Here is a 17,969-nt window from a genome sequence, read left to right as displayed (position 1 = left end):
TCAGAGTATGGCCGCACAGCGGAAGCCGGTGTGCCCGGTCGCCGAGTCGGGCGTGTTCGAGGTGCGCGCCGCCACGCGGTAGCGGTTGCAGTAGGAGTCGTGACACATGTACGAGCCGCCCCGGATCACCTTCGCCGTGCCCTCGGCGGGGCCGGTGGGGTTGTCGGCGTACGGCTCCCAGCCGGTGCCCCACCAGTCGGCCGTCCACTCCCAGACGTTGCCCGAGACGTTGTAGAGCCCGTAGCCGTTCGGCTGGAACGACTTGACCGGCATCGTCCCCTTGCTGGGCGCGGTCGGGAAGTGGCCCTGCCAGATGTTGCACCGCTGCCGCCCCTTGGGCTCCAGCTCGTCGCCCCACGGGTAACGCCTGCGCTCCAGCCCGCCCCTGGCCGCCATCTCCCACTCCGCCTCGGTGGGCAGCCGCTTGCCGGCCCACGTGGCGTACGTGGCGGCGTCGTTCCAGGACACGTGCACGACGGGATGGTTCTGCCGGTCGCCGATCGCCGAGCCGGGGCCCTCCGGCGAACGCCACGTGGCCCCCTCCACCCCCACCCACCAGGACGCGCCCGGCACGGTGGCGTCCATCACGCCGGCCGTGGCGAACTGGTGGAACACGAAAGACCAGCCGATCCGCTCGGCCTCGGTGACGTAGCCGGTCTCCTTGACGAACGTGGCGAACTGCGCGTTCGTCACGCACACCGGATCGATCATGAACGGGTCGAGCCGGACCTCCCGCACCGGCCCCTCGCCGTCCTCCGGACGCCCGTCGGGATCGTCCCCGCCCATGAAGAAGGTCCCGCCCGGAATGCGCACCATCCCGCGCGGCGCCGCCCGCCGCGCGGTGATCCGGACGCCCTCCTGGTACGGCCCGGCGGCGTCCCTGCTCGGGCCACAGCAAGCGCTCAAAGATCCCCCAAACGTGTCATGACACCAAGGAAGGGTAGTCCCTGGAGCATGCCCACGATCACGCGGGCGGCCCCGGTCACCGCAGCCCAGGCGCTGACCCTGGCCGCCGTGCTGGCGCTGCCGGCCCTGGCGCAGGGCGTCGTGGTGCGCCGCCCGTCCATGGTGCGCCTGGCGGCGCTGGCCGACGCCGACGGGCGCGCGATCCGGCTCCTGCGCCGGCTGCGGGCCGAGCACGGCGACGGGCCGCTGCTGGTCCCGATCCCGGGGCGCGGCCCGGCCCTGCTGCCGCTCGCCCCGCACGACGTGCGGGCGGTGCTGGAGGACCGGGCGTTCACCCCCGCCAGCAGGGAGAAGCGCGGCGCGCTGGCCCACTTCCAGCCCGACGGCGTGCTGATCACCCCCGAGCGGGAGCTGCGCGACCGGCGGCGCGAGCTGAACGAGCGGGTGCTGTGCTCGGAGTTCGCCCCGTTCACCCGGGTCGTCGAGGAGGAGGTCGCCACGCTGCCCCGCCACGGGGTGCTGACGTGGCCGCGCTTCCAGGCCGCGCACCGGCGGATCGTCCGCCGCGTCGTGCTCGGCGACGGCGCCCGCGACGACGTGACGCTCATCAGGCAGCTCGACCGGCTCCGCCGCGACGCCAACTGGTCCTGGCTGCGCGGGCGGCGCACCGACGTGCGCAACGCCTTCCGGCGCCGCCTGGCCGGACACCTGGCGCGGGCCGAGCCCGGCAGCCTGGCCGCCGTGCTCGCCGGCGCCCATGCGGCGGCCGACGTGCACGCCGAGGGGCAGGTGCCGCACTGGCTGTTCGCCTACGACGCGGCCGCCATGGCCTCCTACCGGGCCCTGGCCCTGCTGGCGTGCCACCCAGGGCCCCACGACCGGGACCGCCTGCGGGCGGCCGTGCTGGAGTCCGTGCGGCTCTGGCCCACCACGCTCGCCATCCTGCGCGACGTCACCGGCCCCACGCCGTGGGACGTCCCGGAGGGCACGACGGCGATCGTCCACAGCCCGTACGTCAACAGGGCCGAACCCGGCGACTCCTACCGGCCCGAGCTGTGGCTCGGCGGCGGCCAGGAGTGGGCGGGGGTGCCCTTCAGCGCCGGGTTCGCGCGCTGCCCGGGGGAGGAGCTGGTGCTGTTCACCTCGGTCGCGTTGCTGGACGCCTTCCTGCGTGAGCGCTCAGTCAGACCGTCCGTCACGTTGGAGGATCCGGTGCCCGCCTCGCTCGACCACTTCCGACTCCGTTTCGCCGTAAAAGCCGCATACCGGTAGCGTTTTCCCATGCGACTCGGCGTGCTGGACATCGGCTCGAACACCGTCCATTTACTGGTCGTCGACGCCCATCGCGGCGCCCGGCCCATGCCTGCCTACTCTCACAAGGTCGACCTGCGCCTGACCGAATACCTCGACAAGGACCACCGGTTGCGCAAGGAAGGCATCGAGCGGCTCGGCAACTTCGTCGAGGAGGCCGTCCACCTCGCGGAGGACAAGGGGGTGGAGGACCTGCTGGCCTTCGCCACCTCAGCCGTGCGCGAGGCCGCCAACGGCGAGCAGGTGCTGGCGGAGATCGACGAGCGCTGCGGTGTGCACATCGCGGTCCTCTCCGGGCGCGACGAGGCCAGGCTGACGTTCCTGGCGGTGCGGCGGTGGTTCGGCTGGTCGTCGGGGCGGCTGCTGGCGTTCGACATCGGGGGCGGGTCGCTGGAGATCGCCGCCGGGGTGGACGAGGAGCCCGACGTGGCCGTGTCGCTGCCGCTGGGCGCCGGGCGGCTGACGCGCGACTGGTTCACCGGTGACCCGCCGTCCGCCGACGAGGTGCGCAAGCTGCGCAAGCACGTACGCGCCGAGATCGCCCGCACCGTCGGCGACGTCGTCCGCTACGGCGAGCCCAACCGCGCGGTCGCCACGTCCAAGACGTTCAAGCAGCTCGCCAGGATCGCCGGGGCGGCGCCCTCCAGCGACGGCCCGTACGTCTCGCGCTCGCTGTCGCGCCAGGACATGGCCGACTGGGCCGTCAAGCTCACCACGATGGACTCGGCCGAGCGGGCCCAGCTCTCCGGCGTGTCCGAGGGCCGGGCGGCGCAGCTCGCGGCCGGTGCGCTGGTCGCCGACGCGGCCATGGACCTGTTCGAGGTGGACCGGCTCGACGTGTGCCCGTGGGCGCTACGCGAAGGAGTGATACTGCGCCGGCTCGACCTGCTGCCGGGACGGCTCGATCAGCTCAACGGCGGGGCGGAGTAAGCTCGATATAGCCCTATTTATTGGCATAAAGCACTGGTTGGCGGGCACTTTTCGCCGAATGATGACAGTGCTCGGCACGATCGGCTCCCTGGTGGTCGTCCTCCTCCTCGTCGTCCTGGCCGTGCTGCTCATCTCGGCCGTCGCGATGGTCACGCTGCTGGCGATGGCCGCCTCGATGACGCAGTGGAGGACGGTGTGGCGGCGGCTGACCCGGCGCCGGAGCGGGCTGGAGCTGAAGCTCAGCGGGCCGGCGGTGCCCGAACGCCTGCGGGCGGAGCTGCACGGGAGCGTGTCCCGGGTGCGCCGCCGCTTCCTGCTCGGGGATGCCCGGCCGGGGGAGCGCAGGGCCGCCGAACGGGGCGGAGGCCCCCCTCGGTCCCGGCTCCACCGGCGTGCGGTGGAGCGCCATACCAGGACCTAGGGGAGCCTCTCAGGTGGTCATGAGGTGCCGCCCGGCCGCCCCCGGCGCGTACCGCAGGCGTTTCTCCAGGCAGACCACCGCTCCGTGCTCTTGCCTATTGGTGAAGCGGATGTCGTCGGCGAGCGCGCGCATGATCTGCAGCCCGCGTCCGTGCTCTGAGCCGGGGTCGGGTATGACCAGCTTGCGCGGGTCGAACCCGTTGCCCGTGTCCACGACCTTGATGATGCAGAGGTGGTCGTGGACCGACGCGCTGACCGTGTAGTCGTCGCTGGGGGCCGCGTGCTTGATCACGTTGGAGCACGCTTCGGTGAGCATCAGTTCGATGTCGTCGCGGATCTGTGGCTCGACGCCGAGCGACCGCAGCGTGCCGTCCAGCATCTGCCTGATCAGCGGGACGCTCGCCGCATCCCTGGGCAGTCGGAGCGCTATCGTAGCCTCCACTGCGCCTCCTCCCGTTGGATGCGTGTCAGCCCCCTGCCCCCGATGCGGTGTCCCAATCGTCCGTTTCTGGAGGGGCGGGAGCGAAACCGCTACGGCTCCAGCAGGCGCATGGCGACCGCCAAGGTCGCCTTGTGGATCTCCTCCTCGGAGAGATCGTCCGCCTTCGTCAGCCATTTGCCGGCGTGCAGCGCGAACAGCGCCAGCGAGTGGCTGATCCGCTCCGTGGGCGTGGCGTCCGGCTCGCTCATCTCGGCCGTGAGCTCCATCATCCGCTCGCGGATCTTGATCATCGTGGGGTGGTCACGCAGCGCGGTCTGGTTGCGCTCCAGGAACCGGGCGATCCCGAGATGCCGGGTGGCGCGGATGCTCGCGGCGTAGCGCTCGACCAGCTCGCGGCGCATCTCCGGGGTCCTGGGCCGGCTCCTGACCCAGGCGAGCAGCTCCTCCAGGGCGGCCAGGCGCATCTCGACCAGGCTCGCCACGATGTCGTCCTTGGTCTTGAAGTGGTAATAAAGTGCGGCCTTCGTCACCCCGAGCTCCTCGGCGATCTCCCGCAGCGAGGTCGCCTCGTAGCCCTGCTCGGTGAAGAGCCTCAGCGCGATCTCCTGGATCCGGGTTCGCGTGTCTTCCCGCACTTCGCACCTATTTCGACTTGACGGCCGGCAAGTAAGTACCCGGCTCATTCTACGTTTGCCGGTCGGCGGCAAGCCGGAGGTGACCGGGTGCCGTCCCGCTGCGCGGCGCCGTCCCGAAAATGGGAGGCGCGCTCCCGGCGCGTTGTGGACAATCCCTCCCATGCACACCATCAGCCGGCCACGGGTGGACGACGCCGCCGCCATTCACGAACTCGTCGCGGCCTACGACACCTCGGTGATCGGCGGCCCCGACTCCACGCTCGACGACGTCGTCGACGAGCTGGTCGAACCGGGCTTCGATCGCGACAGGGACGGCTGGCTGGCGCACGACGCCGGCGGTCGGCTCGACGGCTACGCCTGGGTCTGCCGCAACGGCGAGAGCGACCTGGTGGACGTCGAGGTGATCGTCCGCCCCGGCGTGGACGGCCTGGCGGACGAGCTGTGGCGGGCCGTGCTCGACCGGGCGGCCGAGCTGGGCGGGGAGCACGGCCACGACTCCGTCACGCTGCACATCGGCGTCTACCGCGACGACACGGCCAAGCAGGCCAGGACGAAGGAGCTGGGCTTCGAGCCCGGCACCAGCTTCCACCGCATGCGCATCGACCACGACGGCCCGGTGCGGCCGCCCGCCGCGCCGCCCGGCCTCACCCTGCACACGGGCGAGCCCGAGGACGTGCGGCGCGAGGCGCACCGCGTGCACCAGGAGGGCTTCGCCGAGCACTTCGGCTTCGTCCCGAGCTCCTATGACCAGTGGTACGAGCGCAGGCAGGCGATGACCGTGACCGACTGGAGCCAGCTCACGCTGGCCCGCCTCGACGGCCGGCCGGCCGGGGTGCTGATCGGCAGCAACCAGTTCCTGCCGGACGAGGGCTGCGGCTACGTGGCCACGCTCGCCGTGCTGCCCGAGTTCAGGGGGCGGGGGCTGGGCCGGTTCCTGCTGCGGCACGCGTTCGCCGCCGACGCCGCCCGCGGGCGCAAGGGCACGATCCTGCACGTCGACTCCAACAACACCACGCCGGCCCTGGGCCTGTACGAGTCGGCGGGGATGCGCCAGGTCATGGCCATCGACGTCTGGCGCCGCCGCCTCTGACCGGGCCTCACACCCGGTGGCGGGACAGGTGCTCCAGCACCGACTGGTTGGCCTCCCACCCGTCGGGGAACTTCACCGGGACCCCCAGCTGCACCGGCTCCGCCGATGGATGGGCGTCCAGCAGCTCGGCGATGCCCGCCCTGGCCACCACCACGCACGCGTGCCGGTGCCGTGAGGCCAGCACGCACAGCCGGCCCGACTCCAGGTGGAAGGCCGTGGCGTCCCTGCGGCCCGACAGCGGGTGCAGCACGATCGTGACGTCGTACTCGCGGCCCTGCAGCCGGTTGGCGGTGTCCACGGTGATCTCCGGCGGCAGGCCCGCGGCCCGGATGGCGGCCACCTGGTCACGGTGCGCGGCCCCGACCGCGATCCGGTCCGCCGTCACCGGCCCCTCGCCCTGCTCGGAGCCGGCCACCGCGCCGCGCTGCAGCAGCCGCTCGGCCAGCAGCGCCACCGCCCGCACGGCTTCCGCGTCGGTGCGTACGGTGTGCCGGTTCGGCAGCTCCAGCAGCGCCCACCCTGACCGGGCCGCCTCCTCCAGCGCCCGGTCGTGCACGGTGCCCATGCCGCCGGTCGACAGCTCCATCCACCGGTCCCCGTGACCGGTGCCCGACCGGAACCCGGTGAACGGGTAGAACGCCTGCGACACCACCGGCGCCGCCGACGCCGGCAGCCGCCACGACACCGGCAGCCGGTGCACGGGCAGGTCCGGGTTGTGCCGCAGCAGCACCGACACGGCGCTCTGCAACGGGTCCCACGACAGCCCCGACCAGCGGTCGCCGTCCACGATCGAGAACGGGTCGAGCTGCCCGGGGTCGCCCACGAACAGCGCCCGCTCGAACAGCCCCGCGATCCGCAGCAGCTTGTCCGAGCGCATCTGGTACGCCTCGTCCACGATCGCCCACGGCCACACCCGGTCGCCGATCCACGCCCATTTGTCGGCCGTGGCGATGACGATGTCCGGGTCGCCCAGGTCCTGGATCCGGGTGCCGACCCGGACGCCGGGCAGCTCCAGCATGCGCAGCGGCGGGACGTACCCGCTCGCCGACAGCCGGCCCACGGTCAGGTGCGGGTGCTTGTCGCTGATCCGGGCCACCAGGTCGTCGACCTGCTCGTTGGTCTGGGCCACGATCATCAGCGGCTCGCCGGTGGCCGCGATGTGGGCGGCGGCTCGTACGACGAGGGTGGACTTGCCCGCCCCGGGCGGCGAGTCGACCACCACGCCGCGGTGCCGCGGCAGGTCGGCCAGGACGTTCCTGATGACCTGCTCCGGGCTGTCGGTCACGACCAGTCCTCCTGGGCGTCCTCGTCGTCGGGCACGTATGCCTGCTGTGGTTCCTGTGGCGGCCCGCCGTGCGTCCACGGCGTCGCCTCGGCCTCGGGCAGCGCCGGCGAGCCCTGGAAGTCGTCGGTCAGCGAGGTGTAGCAGACCCGCTCGCCGAGCTCCGGCACCGCTCCCGGGGCGGCCGTCCTGCCCCGGCCCATGCCTTTGGTGATCTTGAGCGTCACCAGGCCCTCGCCCGCCTCCACCAGCTCGGCGCCCTGGCCGCGGCGCTGCGGGGTGCCGAGCGACGTGCCGGGCGCGAGGTGCACGGGGTCGTCGGTCTTGATCACGACCAGCGGGCGGAGCTTGCGCGAGCGGCCCTCGCCCTCGGTGTTGTCCGGGACCGTCTCGACCACCTCGCCCGCGAACGCCTCGCCGGTCAGGCGGTATTCGGCCATCACCAGGGGGTCGTCGTAGGCGCGCTGCACGTCGTAGCCGGCCTGGGCGCGTTCCATCCGGGCCAGCTTGGCCGCCGCGGTGACGGCGCCGTCGCGGCGGGGCTGCGGCGGGGCGCCCTCGGCGATGTGCACCGCCATGCCGCTGAACGAGCCGCGGTCCTGCTCCCACCGCTGCGCCACGCTCGCGCCCTCCGGCAGGGCGGCGAGCAGGTCGATCGCCTGCCACATGAGCCGCCACGTGGGCTCCAGCTGGGTACGCAGCGCCTCGGTGATGCGCTCGGCCGACTCGCTCTCGATCGCCGGGGCGAGCACCTCGGCGTCGAACCCCGGATCGGTCGCGGGCCCGGCGGGCGGCCAGATCAGCGGGTCCTCCGCCTCGTCGCTCGGGCCCGTGGTGATCCAGGCGAGCAGCGCGGCCAGGTTGGCGTCCTCCAGCGAGCTCTGCCCGCTGGCCCAGTGCCGGCCCAGCTCCTCGGTGGCGGCCAGCATCAGCGACGAGCCCGGGTAGGCCGCCCGCTCCCCGAGATAGGTCAGCCACCGCCCGAGCAGCGGCACCCCCTCGGGCACCGGGTACGGCCCCTCGGTGCTGCGGAAGCGCGTCGAGCGCCCGAGCAGGCGGGTGAAGGCCACGCCGGCCGGGTTCGGGACGAGCAGCTGCGGCGCGTCTAGCGCGCGCTCGTAGGGGTCGGCGTTCCTGCGCTCCACGGTCTCGGTGTCGTTGAGGAAGCTCTCGACGTACGGCAGCAGCTCCCCGGCCAGGTCGGCGGCCCAGGCGAAGCGCAGGTCGCGGTTGCGCGGCTGGGTCACCACGAGCAGGCGCGGCCGGTCGCGGTCGGTGCCGAGCATCGCCGCCAGCGGCGCGGCGGCCTCGCCCGAGAGCTTGAGCGGGATGAACACCATCGGCCGCGCCGAGAGGTGGCAGTGCCTGACGGTCGCGACGGGCTGCGCGATGCCCTCGTCCAGGGCCCGCAGCCGGGCGAGCGAGGTCAGCAGGCTCATGTGGGGCTTCTCCGCGGCAGGCTCAGGTCGATCGGTCTCCGCGGCGGGGTGGTCGGCGGCGGGGTCATGTCAGGCACTCCCTGCGCAGGCGTTCGGCGTTGCGGAGCAGCCGGGCGATCTCCTCCTGGCCCTCAGCGGGGTCGCGGGCGCCGTCGGCCAGGCCCAGCGCCTCCGCCACGGAGGCGACGCCGCCGAGCTCGTCGCGCACCTGGCGGCCGAGCAGGTCGGAGGCGCCCTCCTGGCGGGCCTCGTCGCGGCAGAAGAAGCACAGGTCGCACGCGGACAGGCAGTCGGGCGCGTAGCGGGCCGTGGTCCTGCGCACCGCGTCGGCCAGGTCGGCGACCGGCCTGGTGGGCCGGCCGTCCTCGTCCGGCCGCAGGTCGAAGGTGAGGTCCTCGGGCAGCCCCTCCAGCAGCCGGTCGAGCGTGGTCATCCGGGTGAGCTGGCGGCGCAGCACGGCCAGCTGCTTGCGTACGTCGACCAGGGTCGCGACGGGCCGGTTGGCGAAGTTCTCCGGGCAGACCAGCACCACGTCGTGCGACACCTTCAGCGGGTCGTGGCCCAGGTCCTCCAGCAGGGTGCGCAGCGCCAGCACGTACACCGCCGCCTGCCGCGCCGCCGCCGCCACCGCCGACGGGTCGGCCTGCCCGTCGATCACCGCGAACGACTTGATCTCCACGATGTGGAACCGCCCGCCCAGCTGGAAGGCCACCACGTCGGGCTCCAGGTAGGCGGTGTGCCCGGCGATCTCCAGGCTGAGCAGCGGATGGTCGTAGAGCGTGCCGGCGTCCTGGCCCTCGCCCGCCGCCCGGTCGAACAGCGCCCTGGTGTGGGCGTGGCGCAGGTGGGCGCCGACGTTCTCGACGTCGTGGTAGGACACCTCGGCGATCGGCAGGCCGAGCAGCTCGCGCAGCATGCGCAGCAGCTCCGCGCACCCGTCGGCCTTGACCAGCGCCTCGAACATGTTGCCGCGGGTGATCGCGAACGGCGACTGCCCGAACGGCGCGGGGAACCCCAGGTGCCGGGCGGCGGCGTCCTTGTCGATGCCGGCGCCGTCCATGAGGGCGCGGCGGGTGCAGCCGGGGTTGGCGGCCAGGGCCGCGATGGCGCGGGCGTCGTGCGGCTGCTGGGGCGTGGTGCCCCGCAGCGCCTCCAGCCGGTGCACATGGTCGCCTTCGCGCTTCAAGCCGCTCACTTCGCGTTCTCCTTCTTGATCGTGCTCAGCGTAGCGGCGCCGAACAGGCGCGCGGCGTCACCGAGCTGCGCCGCGGCGCGTTCCGCCAGCTCGGCGCGATCCCGCGTGTCGCGATCGGCGTGCACGCGCAGCTCCGCGCGGGCCGCCTCGACCACCCTCCCGGGGTCCTGCGTGCCGAGCGTGCCGTCGGTGGCGCCCGGGATGTTCCTGGCCATGCGGACCAGTAAGCGGGCCCCCCGCCCGTTGCCCGCCTCGTTCCTCAGCTCCTGCTCGGCCACCGCGATGGCGCAGGTCAGGAAGTCGACGCGGGGGCTGAGCGGGCCGACCACGCGCCGCTCCAGCGGCCACGTGCTGAGCGTGAGCAGGCCCCGGGCGGGGGAGAGGCGGTCGGTGAGCGCGGCGCACAGGTAGTACGGCCGCCCGTGGGGGGAGGACCTGAACGAGCGCTCCTCGTCCCTGCGCAGGCTGGTGAGCTGGTTGCTGCGGATCGTGCCGCCGAAGAACGCCTCGCTGACGGCCACGACCAGCCTGGGCTGGGCGGCCGCGCCCAGGAGCCCCAGCCCCTGGTGCACCTGCTCCCGCACGGTGACCAGGCGCGGCGGCTCCTCCTTGGCGCCGCCCGCGGGCCGGGCCTGCTCGCCGCTCACGAGGGCGTCCCAGGCGCGCTCGGCACTGCGCAGCTCGGCCCGCAGGACGCGGGCGGTCGCGCCGTCCCGGGCGCGCATCGCCTTGCGCACGCCGGCCCGCAGCTCGTCGATCCGCCGCTCGAGATCGTCCAGCCGGTCACTCATGGCGCGACTGTACCAACAGTCCCAGCATTTTCCAGTAATTTGCCGACATTGACGCCATTGCGTGATCTACATCGTAAAGGCGCTTGCCCGGTCGCACTAGCCAAGTTTGGCTAGCGACGGTACGCTTCCCGGGAGCTAGCCAAATTTGGCTAGCCGTCTTTGGGGAGCTCGATGAAGTCGGTACGGCTACTGGTCCTGGGAGCGCTGCGCAGGCGCGGACGCGCACACGGCTACCAGGTCCGCGCGGATCTGGAGGCGTGGGGCGCGCACGAGTGGTCCACCGCCACGTCCGGCTCGGTGTACCACGCGCTCAGGAGCATGGCCGCCCAGGGCCTGCTGGTGACGCACGAGACGGTCCGCTCGGAGGCCGGGGGACCGCCGCGGATCGAGTACGAGCTGACCGGCAGGGGCGAACAGGAATACTTCACCCTGCTGGGCCGGGCCCTCACCGACCACGAGCCGGGCCTCGACGTGCTGGGCGCCGCCGTCGGCCTGATCGAGGACCTGCCCCGGGAGCGCGCCCTGGAGATGCTGCGCGAGCGGGCCAGCGCGATGCGCGAGTGGCGTACCAGCATCACCTCGCATCTACCGGCGGGCACCGATCTGGACACCTGGGGACCGGTGGGCGAGGTCCTGTCCCTGTGGCTGACCACCGCCGAGACCGGCGCCCGATGGACGCACCGGCTGATCCGCCGCCTGGAGGAGGGCGCGTTCACCATGGCCGGCGAGGACCCCGCACCCACGCAACCCGATGGAGGAACCCATGGCCAATGAGATCACCGTGCCGCTGCTTCCCTGCCGGTCCATCGACGAGATCGAAGATTTCTACACCATGCTCGGGTTCACCCGGACCTACCACCAGGTTCGCCCGAACCCGTACGTGGCCCTCGAACGCGAGGACCTCCAGCTGCACTTCTTCGGCATGCCGGGCTTCGACCCCGAGGACTCCTACGGGACCTGCCTGGTCATCGTGCCCGACACCAGGGAGCTCTTCGAGGCGTTCGCGGCGGGCATGCGCGCGGTCCACGGCAGGCTCCTGATCTCCGGGATCCCCCGGATGACCCGGCCCCGCAGGCGCAAGAACGCCGACGGCCATTCCGGGTTCGCCGTCATCGACCCCGGCGGGAACTGGATCAGGATCTCGTCCGCCAGGCCCGCGCCGGAGGGGGAGTCCCCCGGCAGGCTCACCACGACCCTGCACAGCGCGGTCGTGATGGGCGACTCCCACGGCAAGCACGTACGGGCGGCCCAGATCCTGGACGCGGCCCTGGAGCGCGACCGGGCCACCGCGACGCCCGCCGAGCTGCTCGAAGCGCTGGCCTACCGTGCCGAACTCGCCCTCCGCGCCGACGACTCCGCTGCCGCCGGCGACGCCCTCGCCCGAGCCCGCGCGCTCACCCTCTCCGACGCCGAGCGGGACAGGCTGGCCGAGAGCCTGGCCGCCCTCGACGACCTGGAGGCCGTCCTCCGGCCCGCCCCTCGCCCCTGACCGCGGGTCAGAGCGGGAGGGCCACCACCCAGCTGCGGTCCTCGGTGAGGAAGCGGTCCAGGCGCAGCCCCTCGGCGGCCAGCTCCGCGGCGAGGTCGTCGTCGGTGAGCCGCCTGGAGGAGAACGACTGCGTCCACACCTTGTCGTCGCCGTACGTGTAGCGCATGGTCGCTTCGTAGATCCCCGGCGACACCTCCTCGACGGCCGCCATCGTGATCGTGATGTCGCCGTCGTCGCGTCCCATGCCCGGGTGCCAGCGGTCGTGCGCGTCGGCGGGCATCCACTGGATCAGCACCGCGCCGGAGGGCTTGACGTGCCGCGCGCAGGTCGCCAGCAGGGCCTGCCGGGTGGCGTCGTGCACGGTGTTCACGAGCTGGGAGGCCAGCATGACGGTGTCGAAGCGCCGGTCGAGCCGCAGGTCCTGGACGCGGGCGAGCACGGTGCGGGTGCCGCGCACCCGGGCGAGCATCTCGGGCGACTCGTCCACGGCCACCACCGCGAAGCCGCGGTCGAGCAGCGGATGCGTCACCCGTCCGACGCCGGCGCCGAGCTCCAGGACGGAGCCTCCGGGCGGGGTCACCTGGGCGACGATCTCGGGCTCGTCGCCGGCGGCCAGCAGGCTGTAGAACTCGACAGGGGATCCGTCAGGGGTGATGGGGCCGGGGCCGGTACCTGATTCACGCATGTCTCGAAACTATCCCCGCGGATCAAGGCGGGTGGGGCCATCGCGCACGATCGGCCATCGGCTATGGCACGCCGACCGGTTGTGCGGGGTGGTGGTCGCTCCGGACGCGCTGGTCGGGCCGCTGGTCGGGCCGGTGGTCGGGCCGCTGGTCGGGCCGGTGGGGCACGGCGGGGTGGTGGCGGACGCCCAGCGTGAGCAGGGAGCCGTGGCCGGTCTGTTCGAGCGCGACCTCGTCGCACAGGTGCTGGATCACCCACAGGCCGTACCCGTGGGACCCGGCCGGGTCGACGCGGGCCGAGGCGAGGTGGTCGCGGGTCAGGCGGCCCGCGACGTCGAGGATCTCCACGACGATCCGGCCGACGGCGGTGCGGGCGGTGAGGGTGCCCGACCCGCCGCCGTGGTCGAACACGTTGGTGACGGCCTCGTTCACGGCCAGCACGAGGTCCTCCAGCCGCCCACGGGGCAGGCCGCTGTGGTGACCGTGGATGCGCACCAGGTCCCTCATCAGGCCGAGGTCGGCCGTGATGGGACAGCGCAGTTCGAACTCGAAAGTCATCATCGTCTCGCCGCCGGGGGCCAGGAGGAGTCCGTTGGCCCCTTTGGAGCTTTCCCCGCAGGAGATCGCCAAACGTCCGGATGGCGAGCCGGCCGCCGGGCGGGCCGTGGTTCCCCTGGCCCGCCAGGCCGGGGAGCGTATGACGATATTTACTGACCCGTAATTCTTCGTGAACACCTGGCAACACGCGCCCCATAAGCCCGCCGGCCACGAGAATTGAGGCAGCTTGACCCAAGGGGGCGTGGGTGGTCGTGCTGGAACTGCTGGGCCGGCTGGTGAACTTCCTCGGCGGCGTCGGTCCCGTGCTGTTCGGGATCGCGCTGCTGATGGCCGCGCCCTTCGTCGACCGGCTCGTCGTACGCCGCAAGCGCCTCACGTTCCGCGTCCTGTACAACTCCAAGATCGGCGTCGGCCCCGAGCGGCTCGACGGGGCGGATCCGGCCGAGGCGGGGCCGCCGCAGCTGAGCCGGGTCGTCCGGCTGCTCGACCGGATGAGCATCGTGGTGATCCGCATCCGCAACAGTGGCAGCTACGACATCGACCCCGACGACTTCGACAAGGCGCTGTCGTTCACGTTCGGCGGGCGCGTCGTGTGGAACGCCCGGGTCTCCGACGCCAGCACTCCCGAGCTGCGCCAGCGGTTACGGGACTCGCTGCGGTTCTTCCCCGACGAGGACAAGCCCGCCCGCGACAACCTGCTCACCGTACGCCGGCGCCTGTCCGACCGCATGGCGCGCTGGGTCGGCGGCGCCCAGAACCAGGAGGTCGCCGAGCCGAACTGGCACGGCGTCCGGCTGGACCGGCTCACCCTCAAACGCGGGCAGAAGGCCAAGCTCGTCGTCGTCCTGCGCGAGGCCGGCCCCGGCGGGGTGGACGACATCACCAAGGTCGTCGAGCACGCCGGCAAGCTCAAGGACGCCGGCCTGATCAAGGACGAGAGCAAGGCCCGCCGCGTCACCCTGCCGCGCGTCAGCGCCACGCTCGTCGTGCTGCTCACCCTGGTCCTGGTGCTCAGCCAGCTCGCCCGCCCGGTCGACAGTTCGGTCGCGTGCGCGTCCGGGGAGCTGAGCGTGGAGGGGTCGAGCGTGCTGATGGAGACCATGCGGGCGGTCGCCGCCGAGTACACCCGGGTGTGCGGGGACGACACCGAGATCGCCACCCGGGAGACCGGCTCGCTGAGCGGCGTGCGCGGCCTGCTGAACGCCGACGCGGCCCGGGCGGACGGGCGCATCGCGCTGTCGGACGGCAAGAGCCGCTATCACGACCGGCTGTACGGGGAACGGCTGGCGATCGTCGTCTACTTCGTGGTGGTCAACAGCGGGGTCGGGCTGACCACGCTGGGCGTCGAGGACCTCCAGAAGATCAACAGCGGCGTCTGGACCGACTGGAGGCAGGTCCGCGGCGAGGGCCCGTCGCTGCCCATCAGGATCGTCGGCCGCGGCCAGGACTCCGGCACCCGGCAGCTGTTCGAGGAGAGGGTGCTCGGCACCGGCGAGAACGTGCTCTCCTCCGAGGAGTGCCTGGAGAAGGACCGCAACCCGGACGCGCCCGTGATCCGCTGCGAGCGCGACGACAACGCGGAGGTCCTGGAGAAGATCAGCACGACCCCGGGCGCGATCGGGTACGCCGACGCCGCATCGGTGGCCGAGGCCCGCCGGGCGGGCAGCATCACGGCGCTGACCCTCGACGGCAAGGCGTTCGACGCCGCCACCGCCGTGGAGTCCGGCTACCCGTTCTGGACGGTGGAGTACCTCTACCTGAGGGCCCGGCCGCGGCCGGGCTCGGCGGCCGCGAACTTCCTGCAGTTCGTCCGCGGCCACAGCCTGGCGCGGGTGCGGCTGACGGAGGCGGGGTTCAGGCCGTGCACGGGGGCGGAGGGTCCCGTGGAGCTGTGCCATCTACGCTGAGCGTCCCCGGCGATCCGGCCACGGGCATCGGCACCTCCAGCACGTCGCGGTAGTGGGCGAGCAGCTCCTCGCACAACGCCGGCCAGGCGCGCCCGGCGACCGACGCCCGGGCCAGCCCCGCCAGGCGCGCCCGCAGTGAGGCGTCCACCACGAGCCGGGCCACGGCCGCCCGTAGCCCGGGCAGGTCGTCCGGCGGGTGGAGCAGGCCGTTGACCTCGGGCCGGACGAGGTCGAGCGGTCCCCCGGCGGCCGGCGCGACCACCGGCACGCCGCAGGCCAGCGCCTCCTGCACGGCCTGGCAGAACGTCTCGTTGCTGCCGGTGTGCACGAACACGTCGAACGACGCCACCGCCCGCGCCAGGTCGGGCCCGGTACGCAGGCCGAGGAACTCCGCCTCCGGCAGCCGGCGCCGCAGGCTCCTCTCCGAGGGCCCCGCCCCGACGACGGCCAGCCGCACCCCGGGCAGGTCCGCGACCGCGGCGAGCCGGTGCACCTGCTTCTCGGCGGCCAGGCGGCCCGCGTACCCCACCACGACCTCCCCGCCGGGGGCGAGCCGGCGGCGCAGGGCCGCGCAGCGGCGGCGCGGGTGGAACAGCTCCAGGTCGACGCCGCGCCCCCACAGGGCCAGGCGGGGGATGCCGCGGGCGGACAGCTCCCGCAGCGTCGCCCTGGAGGGGGCGAGGGTTCTGGCCGCGCCCCGGTGGACGCGGCGCAGCCAGGACCAGATGGCGCCGCCGGCCGCGCCCAGGCCGTACTGGCGGGCGAACCCCGCCAGATCGGTCTGGAACACCGCGACGGCGGGGACGCCGAGCCGGCGCGCGGCCGCCGCGCCCGAGGCGCCGAGCACGGCGGGGGAGGCGAGGTGGACGAGGTCGGGCTTGAACCCGCTCAGCGTGCGCCTGACGCGCCTGCCGGGCAGCCCCACCGAGACGGAACGGTAGAACGGCAGGGCGAGGCCGGGGATCGGATGGACGGGGAAACCGGCGTAGGCGGGCGGCGCGGGGGCGGGCGCGAGCACGATCGCCTCGTGCCCGGTCGCGGCCAGATGGTCAAGGATGTGGCAGACCGAGTTGACGACCCCGTTCACCTGCGGCAGGAACGACTCGGCCACGATGGCGACCCTCATGCTCCGGTACATCCCTGTCGCGGTCGACTCGCGGCTCACCAGCAGGCGCCCGGCAGGCGAATTCCACGGCAACGCGGGTCTGCCGCCGCTCCTCGGCGACGAGCCGGGCGAAGGCCGGCAGGAAGTCCCAGCAGCGCCTGGCCAGCCAGGCCGTGCCCGCCGTGGCCAGCCAGAACGCGCCGGCCCACGCCGTGGGCTCGGGAGCGGCCGGCTCGGGGTCCGGCAGGCGGACCGCCAGGCCCCGGGTCCCCAGCCGGGCGGCGAAGAGCCGGGCGAGCTGCCGGTGGCCGCGCTCGCTCGGGTGCAGCCGGTCCAGGCCCCACATGCGCGGGTCGGGCAGCGTGCTGGTGAGCACCGTGGCGCCCGTCTCGCTCAGTCGCGCCACCAGCTGCTCGTAGTCGGCCGCGAAGACGGCCGGGTCGAAGTCCCCGCGCAGGGTGTCGTTCACGCCGACGAGCACGGTGGCCAGCGACGGCCGCAGCTCCAGGGCGCGGGGGAGCTGGTCGCGCAGCACGTCGGCCACGCGCGCGCCGCAGACCGCGTAGTTGCCGAGCCCCACGGTGACCGAGTCGCCCAGCGCCGCCAGCCGGATCCCGGGGCGCCCCGGCCCGCCGCCCGTCCCGGGCTCGGGGGCGTGCCGATGGCCGCTCATCCGGGCCTCACCGGGGTGCCGGCCAGGCCGTGGGCGCGCAGGAAGCCCCGGACCGCGGCCGGCCAGCCGTACCGCTCGGCCTGGGCGCGCGCGACCACCGCGCGCGGCGGGTCCGACGGCGACAGGAGCAGCTCCACGGCCCGCGCGTACGCGGCGGGATCGTCCTCGATCGCGACCCCCGCCGCTCCGACGACCTCCGGCAGGGCGCTGTCACGGCTCGCCACGACCGGGGTGCCGCTGGCCAGCGCCTCCAGCGCGGCCAGCCCGAACGTCTCCACCGGACCGGGCGCGAGGGCCACGTCGGCGGTCGCCAGCAGCGCCGCCAGCCGGGCGCGCTCCGTGACGTGGCCGAGGAAGACCACCGGCAGCCCCGCCGCGCGCCTTTCGAGCGGGCGCCGCAACGGCCCGTCACCGGCCACCGCCAGCACGGCGGGTACGCCCGCGCGCCGCAGCTCGGCCAGGGCCAGGACGGAGCGGTCCGGCCGCTTCTCCGGGTACAGCCGGCCGCAGTGCACCAGCAGCGCCTCGCCCCCGGGGGCCAGCCGGGAGCGGAGCCGGGCGTCGTACCGGCCGGGGGCGAACGTGGTGAGGTCCACCCCGAGCGGCACGCGGGTCACGTTCGCCGCGCCCAGACGCCTGAACTCGGCCTCGGCCCACGCGGTCGTGCAGATGACGGTGTCGTAGCGGGCGGCCGTGGCGCGGTTGAGCGCGTCGGCGAGCCGCGCGGGCGGGCCGTACAGGCGGAACAGCGCCGACAGGCTCTCGTGGGAGACCATGACCGACGGGATCCCCTGGGCCCGCGCCCAGGCGCCGGTCCAGCGCAGGGTGGTGCGGTCCGAGACCTCCAGGCGGTCGGGCCGGAGCTCCTCCAGCAGCCGCCGCAGCGGGCGGCGGGCGGCGATGACCCGGTAACCGCCGAGCCCGGGGACGAGCGGGCCGGGCAGGGTGATGACCCGCCCGCCCGCCGTCTCCGCCTCCCGGGCCCGCTCACCGGGAACGACCAGTACGGGTTCGTGGCCCGACGCCGCGTACCCGGCGCCGAGCTCGTCGAGGGCGACCCGGAGGCCGCCCGAGGAAGGGGTGACGAAGTTCGCCAGCCGTACGATGCGCATG

General features: G+C 73.6%; 19 protein-coding genes. 7 read left to right on the top strand and 12 right to left on the bottom strand.

From position 1 onward, the window contains the following. Window positions 1-816: a formylglycine-generating enzyme family protein gene (locus ACBJ59_RS01825; protein ID WP_375108861.1), complete on the bottom strand. Its 816-nt coding sequence runs from the start codon at window positions 814-816 to the stop codon at window positions 1-3. Window positions 817-954: 138 nt separating this feature from the next. On the opposite strand from ACBJ59_RS01825, the gene ACBJ59_RS01820 reads away from it, so the two are divergent. Genes ACBJ59_RS01820 through ACBJ59_RS01810 form a run of 3 tightly spaced genes read left to right on the top strand, consistent with a single transcriptional unit; the run spans window position 955 to window position 3,568 of the window. Further along, window positions 955-2,178 (top strand): cytochrome P450, encoded by a 1,224-nt coding sequence (locus ACBJ59_RS01820; RefSeq protein WP_375108398.1) that lies wholly within the window; start codon window positions 955-957, stop codon window positions 2,176-2,178. A gap of 9 nt (window positions 2,179-2,187) precedes the next feature. Beyond that, entirely contained in the window at window positions 2,188-3,147 is a 960-nt protein-coding gene (locus ACBJ59_RS01815; protein ID WP_375108397.1) for a Ppx/GppA family phosphatase, read from the top strand. Between the two features lie 58 nt (window positions 3,148-3,205). Continuing rightward, window positions 3,206-3,568: a hypothetical protein gene (locus ACBJ59_RS01810; RefSeq protein WP_375108396.1), complete on the top strand. Its 363-nt coding sequence runs from the start codon at window positions 3,206-3,208 to the stop codon at window positions 3,566-3,568. Window positions 3,569-3,577: 9 nt separating this feature from the next. Here the strand turns inward: ACBJ59_RS01810 and ACBJ59_RS01805 are convergent, their stop codons facing one another. After that, window positions 3,578-4,009: an ATP-binding protein gene (locus ACBJ59_RS01805; protein ID WP_364132878.1), complete on the bottom strand. Its 432-nt coding sequence runs from the start codon at window positions 4,007-4,009 to the stop codon at window positions 3,578-3,580. A gap of 89 nt (window positions 4,010-4,098) precedes the next feature. Continuing rightward, entirely contained in the window at window positions 4,099-4,644 is a 546-nt protein-coding gene (locus ACBJ59_RS01800; RefSeq protein WP_375108395.1) for a TetR/AcrR family transcriptional regulator, read from the bottom strand. Between the two features lie 160 nt (window positions 4,645-4,804). On the opposite strand from ACBJ59_RS01800, the gene ACBJ59_RS01795 reads away from it, so the two are divergent. Then, entirely contained in the window at window positions 4,805-5,734 is a 930-nt protein-coding gene (locus ACBJ59_RS01795; protein ID WP_375108394.1) for a GNAT family N-acetyltransferase, read from the top strand. A 7-nt stretch (window positions 5,735-5,741) separates the two neighbouring features. Here ACBJ59_RS01795 and ACBJ59_RS01790 read toward each other — a convergent pair whose 3' ends face one another. The 4 genes from ACBJ59_RS01790 to ACBJ59_RS01775 all read right to left on the bottom strand — a co-directional run bounded on the left by ACBJ59_RS01790 (window position 5,742) and on the right by ACBJ59_RS01775 (window position 10,441). Further along, window positions 5,742-7,019 carry an AAA family ATPase gene (locus tag ACBJ59_RS01790; protein ID WP_364132870.1) on the bottom strand — a complete coding sequence of 426 codons (1,278 nt, stop codon included), beginning with the start codon at window positions 7,017-7,019 and terminating at the stop codon, window positions 5,742-5,744. Further along, window positions 7,016-8,455, bottom strand: coding sequence for a hypothetical protein (locus ACBJ59_RS01785; protein ID WP_375108393.1), 1,440 nt, complete (start codon window positions 8,453-8,455; stop codon window positions 7,016-7,018). Before ACBJ59_RS01785 ends, ACBJ59_RS01790 begins: the two co-directional genes overlap by 4 nt. A gap of 64 nt (window positions 8,456-8,519) precedes the next feature. Continuing rightward, entirely contained in the window at window positions 8,520-9,650 is a 1,131-nt protein-coding gene (locus ACBJ59_RS01780) for a hypothetical protein (protein ID WP_375108392.1), read from the bottom strand. Beyond that, window positions 9,647-10,441 carry a hypothetical protein gene (locus tag ACBJ59_RS01775; RefSeq protein WP_375108391.1) on the bottom strand — a complete coding sequence of 265 codons (795 nt, stop codon included), beginning with the start codon at window positions 10,439-10,441 and terminating at the stop codon, window positions 9,647-9,649. Before ACBJ59_RS01775 ends, ACBJ59_RS01780 begins: the two co-directional genes overlap by 4 nt. Window positions 10,442-10,612: 171 nt before the next feature. On the opposite strand from ACBJ59_RS01775, the gene ACBJ59_RS01770 reads away from it, so the two are divergent. Next, window positions 10,613-11,215: a PadR family transcriptional regulator gene (locus ACBJ59_RS01770; protein WP_375108390.1), complete on the top strand. Its 603-nt coding sequence runs from the start codon at window positions 10,613-10,615 to the stop codon at window positions 11,213-11,215. Then, window positions 11,205-11,930, top strand: coding sequence for a VOC family protein (locus ACBJ59_RS01765; RefSeq protein WP_375108389.1), 726 nt, complete (start codon window positions 11,205-11,207; stop codon window positions 11,928-11,930). Before ACBJ59_RS01770 ends, ACBJ59_RS01765 begins: the two co-directional genes overlap by 11 nt. Window positions 11,931-11,937: 7 nt before the next feature. Here the strand turns inward: ACBJ59_RS01765 and ACBJ59_RS01760 are convergent, their stop codons facing one another. Beyond that, the gene (locus tag ACBJ59_RS01760; protein ID WP_375108388.1) at window positions 11,938-12,615 is read right to left on the bottom strand and encodes a class I SAM-dependent methyltransferase; all 678 of its coding nucleotides are present in this window, start codon (window positions 12,613-12,615) and stop codon (window positions 11,938-11,940) included. A 61-nt stretch (window positions 12,616-12,676) separates the two neighbouring features. Next, on the bottom strand, window positions 12,677-13,174 hold the full coding sequence (locus ACBJ59_RS01755) for an ATP-binding protein (RefSeq protein WP_375108387.1): 498 nt from the start codon (window positions 13,172-13,174) through the stop codon (window positions 12,677-12,679). A gap of 242 nt (window positions 13,175-13,416) precedes the next feature. On the opposite strand from ACBJ59_RS01755, the gene ACBJ59_RS01750 reads away from it, so the two are divergent. Then, complete coding sequence (locus tag ACBJ59_RS01750; protein WP_375108386.1) at window positions 13,417-15,078, top strand: PstS family phosphate ABC transporter substrate-binding protein; 1,662 nt, start codon at window positions 13,417-13,419, stop codon at window positions 15,076-15,078. On the opposite strand, the gene ACBJ59_RS01745 is transcribed toward ACBJ59_RS01750, so the two are convergent. From ACBJ59_RS01745 to ACBJ59_RS01735, 3 genes are read right to left on the bottom strand one after another with little or no spacing between them, the layout of a single operon-like run. After that, on the bottom strand, window positions 15,026-16,204 hold the full coding sequence (locus ACBJ59_RS01745; RefSeq protein WP_375108385.1) for a glycosyltransferase family 4 protein: 1,179 nt from the start codon (window positions 16,202-16,204) through the stop codon (window positions 15,026-15,028). The genes ACBJ59_RS01750 and ACBJ59_RS01745 overlap by 53 nt on opposite strands. Then, entirely contained in the window at window positions 16,128-16,856 is a 729-nt protein-coding gene (locus ACBJ59_RS01740; protein ID WP_375108384.1) for a GDSL-type esterase/lipase family protein, read from the bottom strand. Before ACBJ59_RS01740 ends, ACBJ59_RS01745 begins: the two co-directional genes overlap by 77 nt. Continuing rightward, window positions 16,853-17,968, bottom strand: coding sequence for a glycosyltransferase (locus ACBJ59_RS01735; protein ID WP_375108383.1), 1,116 nt, complete (start codon window positions 17,966-17,968; stop codon window positions 16,853-16,855). Before ACBJ59_RS01735 ends, ACBJ59_RS01740 begins: the two co-directional genes overlap by 4 nt. Window position 17,969: the final 1 nt, after the last annotated feature.

It is taken from the genome of Nonomuraea sp. MTCD27, assembly GCF_041950495.1.
Taxonomy (GTDB): Bacteria; Actinomycetota; Actinomycetes; order Streptosporangiales; family Streptosporangiaceae; genus Nonomuraea.
The sequence above is the reverse complement of the archived record's forward strand: the minus strand, read 5'-3'. Positions and strand labels throughout refer to the sequence as shown.

Coding starts and splice junctions, on each gene's coding strand:
- ACBJ59_RS01820 (WP_375108398.1), top strand. CDS start 955: ATGCCCACGATCACGCGGGCGGCCCCGGTCACCGCAGCCCAGGCGCTG.
- ACBJ59_RS01745 (WP_375108385.1), bottom strand. CDS start 16,204: ATGAGGGTCGCCATCGTGGCCGAGTCGTTCCTGCCGCAGGTGAACGGG.
- ACBJ59_RS01755 (WP_375108387.1), bottom strand. CDS start 13,174: ATGATGACTTTCGAGTTCGAACTGCGCTGTCCCATCACGGCCGACCTC.
- ACBJ59_RS01775 (WP_375108391.1), bottom strand. CDS start 10,441: ATGAGTGACCGGCTGGACGATCTCGAGCGGCGGATCGACGAGCTGCGG.
- ACBJ59_RS01760 (WP_375108388.1), bottom strand. CDS start 12,615: ATGCGTGAATCAGGTACCGGCCCCGGCCCCATCACCCCTGACGGATCC.
- ACBJ59_RS01795 (WP_375108394.1), top strand. CDS start 4,805: ATGCACACCATCAGCCGGCCACGGGTGGACGACGCCGCCGCCATTCAC.
- ACBJ59_RS01765 (WP_375108389.1), top strand. CDS start 11,205: ATGGCCAATGAGATCACCGTGCCGCTGCTTCCCTGCCGGTCCATCGAC.
- ACBJ59_RS01825 (WP_375108861.1), bottom strand. CDS start 816: ATGGTGCGCATTCCGGGCGGGACCTTCTTCATGGGCGGGGACGATCCC.
- ACBJ59_RS01815 (WP_375108397.1), top strand. CDS start 2,188: ATGCGACTCGGCGTGCTGGACATCGGCTCGAACACCGTCCATTTACTG.
- ACBJ59_RS01785 (WP_375108393.1), bottom strand. CDS start 8,455: ATGAGCCTGCTGACCTCGCTCGCCCGGCTGCGGGCCCTGGACGAGGGC.
- ACBJ59_RS01735 (WP_375108383.1), bottom strand. CDS start 17,968: ATGCGCATCGTACGGCTGGCGAACTTCGTCACCCCTTCCTCGGGCGGC.
- ACBJ59_RS01770 (WP_375108390.1), top strand. CDS start 10,613: ATGAAGTCGGTACGGCTACTGGTCCTGGGAGCGCTGCGCAGGCGCGGA.
- ACBJ59_RS01810 (WP_375108396.1), top strand. CDS start 3,206: ATGATGACAGTGCTCGGCACGATCGGCTCCCTGGTGGTCGTCCTCCTC.
- ACBJ59_RS01740 (WP_375108384.1), bottom strand. CDS start 16,856: ATGAGCGGCCATCGGCACGCCCCCGAGCCCGGGACGGGCGGCGGGCCG.